Annotated in this window: 5 protein-coding genes; 1 reads left to right on the top strand and 4 read right to left on the bottom strand. The window is 59.8% G+C overall.

Annotation, left to right across the window (positions count from 1 at the left end; all coding sequences use genetic code 11):
- Positions 1 to 80: 80 nt before the first annotated feature.
- Complete coding sequence (locus tag HUJ28_00085) at positions 81 to 803, bottom strand: divalent cation transporter (protein ID MBD3617868.1); 723 nt, start codon at positions 801 to 803, stop codon at positions 81 to 83.
- 398 nt (positions 804 to 1,201) lie between these two features.
- Here HUJ28_00085 and HUJ28_00080 point away from each other — a divergent pair, with 398 nt between their 5' ends.
- On the top strand, positions 1,202 to 1,396 hold the full coding sequence (locus HUJ28_00080) for a hypothetical protein (protein MBD3617867.1): 195 nt from the start codon (positions 1,202 to 1,204) through the stop codon (positions 1,394 to 1,396).
- A 205-nt stretch (positions 1,397 to 1,601) separates the two neighbouring features.
- Here the strand turns inward: HUJ28_00080 and HUJ28_00075 are convergent, their stop codons facing one another.
- The 3 genes from HUJ28_00075 to HUJ28_00065 all read right to left on the bottom strand — a co-directional run bounded on the left by HUJ28_00075 (position 1,602) and on the right by HUJ28_00065 (position 3,497).
- Positions 1,602 to 2,168: a hypothetical protein gene (locus tag HUJ28_00075; protein ID MBD3617866.1), complete on the bottom strand. Its 567-nt coding sequence runs from the start codon at positions 2,166 to 2,168 to the stop codon at positions 1,602 to 1,604.
- A gap of 247 nt (positions 2,169 to 2,415) precedes the next feature.
- Complete coding sequence (locus tag HUJ28_00070; protein ID MBD3617865.1) at positions 2,416 to 2,859, bottom strand: hypothetical protein; 444 nt, start codon at positions 2,857 to 2,859, stop codon at positions 2,416 to 2,418.
- Between the two features lie 101 nt (positions 2,860 to 2,960).
- Positions 2,961 to 3,497: an NYN domain-containing protein gene (locus HUJ28_00065; GenBank protein ID MBD3617864.1), complete on the bottom strand. Its 537-nt coding sequence runs from the start codon at positions 3,495 to 3,497 to the stop codon at positions 2,961 to 2,963.
- Between the last annotated feature and the right edge of the window lie 93 nt (positions 3,498 to 3,590).

Here is a 3,590-nt window from a genome sequence, read left to right as displayed (position 1 = left end):
TCAAGCAGGCAAGTGATTCTACTTTTGGGTTGTCTACTTGACGGGGAAGCTTACGCTGCCTGCGGATACCCCCCCTCCACTCAAGCCCCGTGGAGCAGGTTTTTCCCCAGCATCCCGAGCGCAAACCCCAGCACCGCACCGAGCGGCGGAGCCCAGTGGCGAGCCATGCGCGCCTGGGGCGCGATGTCCTGGAAGATGAGATAGAGGATGCCGCCCGAGGCGAACAGCATGACGGCACCGAGCAGGGCCACGTTCTGGCTCAGGTACAGCCAGCCGAGCACGCCGATCATCGGCCCGATGGGTACCAGCAGGCACATGAAGAGCAGGAGCCGGCGCGCGGAGAACTGTCGCGAGGACTTGAGTTCGCGAAACGCGTTGAAGCCCTCGGGGATGTTCTGCAGGCCGATGAACAGGGCCAGCAGCGGCGCCGAGGCCGCGCCGACGGCAAAGGCACCGCCCAGCGCCAGCGACTCCGGTACGTAGTCGAGCAGCATCGCCATGAACTGCGGCTTCTCCCGCCGCCGCGCGCCGAGAAAACGCTCCACGCCGAAGAAGAACGCACCGCCCAGCAACAGGATGACGACGCTCCACACCGACTGCCCCAGATACCCCACTCCCTCCGGCACCAGCACCAGCGCCACCGCCGCCAGCAGAATGCCGCCGCCAAAGGCGATGATACTGTGGCGCAGCTCCTGCTCCAGCCACTGCGGCCGTACCCGCTCGATACCCGCCAGCAGCCCGCCCAGCGGGATACAGGCACCCGCCAGTGCGGTGTAAAACACGATCTCGAGGATTACATCCATAGGCTTGAGCACTCCCGACCCGGCCCGTCGGCACAGACCACGCCCTGTTCACCAACATATGCAGGCACCGCGGCCTCGCACACCCGCTGGCCATGATGACTCACCATCCGCCGTTTATCATGCCGGCGCCTCGTCCGGGTGCAGGAAGAGGCGTTCCAGGCACGGGCAACAGCGGACATATCGCCAAGAGTAACGGAAACGGCACGCCAACCCGGTTGCTCGCCCTCCGGGGCACGTCCCGGCCACCCCACCGCCGATGGCCCCCACAGGAACCAACCTGTCTGCATTGCGTTTTTCCCGCACTGTACTAGCCTCCAATAGCGACACACCCGGTGAGCCTCGGGATACTCGCGCGGAACAGACGGATGCACATCTACAACGAAAAAAGGAGGTTTCACATGCCTGGCTTCATCATCAAGATCGAGAGCAACAACAAGTACTGGTACCTGCTCGGCACCATCCTGTTCCTGCTCCTTGGCGTCGGCCTCGCCATCGGCGGCTTCCTCAGCGGCAGTACCCCCACCGGCATTACCGGCATCGTCATCGGCCTGGCCGCCCTGGTGCTGGTGATCGACGCGTTCATGAACCTGTAACGACCCACGCGGCAGTCCATCAAAGGGCCGGGGATCTCTGGCCCTTTGATGCACGCGTCAATCCGACATGAAGTGGGCCGACTTGTATGGCCCGCCCCCCCGAGAAGACAGACCTCTCCACCCTCTCGACCGGCCAGCCCGGCGTTGCCCCGCCATGCGGACGCGCGATCAACGAACCGCCCCCGCCTATTCGCGGCTCTCGTTGCTATTCCACCGGCAGGAACCGGTACCACTCGGTCGAGCTCCCGGCGACGGGCACGAGGAACACGATGCCGACTGCGGAAGAATCCACCTGCACCACCATTGCGCCGTCAGTCGCCATGCGGAAGCGATAGGTCATGGACTCGAAGCCGCTCACGTTCTCGGCCAGCCAGCGGGACGACTCCAGCAACAGCCAGCCGTCCTCGCAGTGATAGTGCGTCTGCCGCTGCAGCACGCGCGGCGCAGGGGAGGCCTCCCCGCCGGACAGTTCGATCCTGAGCCCGGCATTCGCATCACCCGAGATCCGCACACGATCCGCACGCGCAGCGGCAGCCGTGTCCTCAAAGAAATAGCTGGAAAGATAAGGCGGGGAATACTGAGGCGAACCACCCTCCGGAACCGCGCGCTCGCCTGCATTCCGATACACACCCGCGAGCGAGGGACAGCCATCAGCGGCGCCGGAGGAGAGACTGGCCCAATCGGCAGGGTACACCGCGTGGTACGAACAGCCCGGCGCGACGAACGCCACAAAGAGCATCAAACACCAGACGGCGCCAGCCGGATACTTCACAGGATACCCCCTTGCTCCTCGCGAATCGGGATCAGGCCGCCGCCGGCATCATCCTGGAAAATCACCGATGCCCAGGAGGACAGGTACAGACGGGGCGTATGAGCCTCCCTCCCTGGAGACGCCATTTTTGGATCAAAAATGGGCGGTCAAGGCCGAATAAACGGCCTGTATCGCAAGTTTCTCGAAGTCTATCAATCGGTTAGCTTGGTCCGACCCTGGCCTGCCTGCCGTCGGCTGGAGCGACGTGTTATATGCCGACCACATGCTCGTAAAACCATCCATCAAACTCATGCATCAGGTCTGTTGGGGTAAAACCCAGCCGGTTGTAGTTGTCGGTGGCTCTGACAAGCATCCAAAGGGCTTCATCCTTTATGTCCGCGTTAAACAGCAGATCATCAGATCCGGAAACGTGTTTCACGGCATTCCTGACCTTATTCTTACCCTTTGTCGTGAACTCCGCCCAAGTTTTCGGAGGATTTATCCACGACAACTCGGGGCGACAGTAAACCCGATACGACTCTTGAAGCGAGTTCTCGATTCCCTTGATCTTTACTGCCATTCCCAATATTTCCTCGGCAGCGCCAGCAAGCGTTAGCGCTGAGACGTAACTCCGGCCTTCGAGGTACAGCGACAACGCAGTTTCCAATTGATCTATAGCGAGATTGACTTTGTTGTGCGTTTCTTCGCCCATGTTTCTATTGCATATAACGCTGCTGGTAACCCGCGCCGCCGCTGACCCTACCGCGAAGCGCCTCGTGCCATTCCGGCGTCGGGCTTACCGGCTTGTTATGGCTATACTGCCAAGTGTTCGAGATAAGGGTTCAAGGACACGAACTCCGAGCATGCCTCTTTTAGCTCTCGATTGGCGTGGTCCCAGAAAATCACGTTGACCTTTATGCCTCGCCCCACCAGGTGTTCTACTGTAGGCACGTAGTCACCGTCGCCTGCAACAAGAGTGAACTCATCCCCTTCTTCGAATTTGGTGTATGAATCAGCCATCATCTGAGTCACGATTTCGGCATCTACTTTCTTTTCCTTGTTAGCAATATTCCTGTCGTGAACGATCACTTCGAAGCCTCGTGAACGCGCGATATTCCAAAGCGAATCGTTCTTTGGCGGACGGGAACCAAAAAGTGCGGAACGCTTTACGTCCGACTTTTCACCAGCCGCAAACTGGAAGAGTTTGCCGAAATCGATCTTCCAGTCGTAATCGCAAATTCTGTTCTGGACCGCGGACCATACGTCAGGGGCTTTCCCGTGCGCGGCGGCAGCCACATGCATCCCTTCGATCCATACGTTGGAGTTATCCACGTACACCAGATTTGCCATCTTCATCTCCTTGTTGCTTAGCCATAACTACGCGAATTCGGGGACAGTATACTGATTAACTTTGGCAGGCCGCCGCATTCGGTATACTGTCCC

The sequence above is a fragment of the Chromatiales bacterium genome (assembly GCA_014762505.1).
Classification (GTDB): Bacteria; Pseudomonadota; Gammaproteobacteria; order SpSt-1174; family SpSt-1174; genus SpSt-1174.
Note: the sequence above shows the minus strand (reverse complement) of the source record. Positions and strands in the feature narration are given on the sequence as shown.

Bases quoted from the DNA above. Each gene is read 5' to 3' on its own strand.
- HUJ28_00080 (MBD3617867.1), top strand. From the start codon at position 1,202: ATGCCTGGCTTCATCATCAAGATCGAGAGCAACAACAAGTACTGGTAC.
- HUJ28_00065 (MBD3617864.1), bottom strand. From the start codon at position 3,497: ATGGCAAATCTGGTGTACGTGGATAACTCCAACGTATGGATCGAAGGG.
- HUJ28_00085 (MBD3617868.1), bottom strand. From the start codon at position 803: ATGGATGTAATCCTCGAGATCGTGTTTTACACCGCACTGGCGGGTGCC.
- HUJ28_00070 (MBD3617865.1), bottom strand. From the start codon at position 2,859: ATGGGCGAAGAAACGCACAACAAAGTCAATCTCGCTATAGATCAATTG.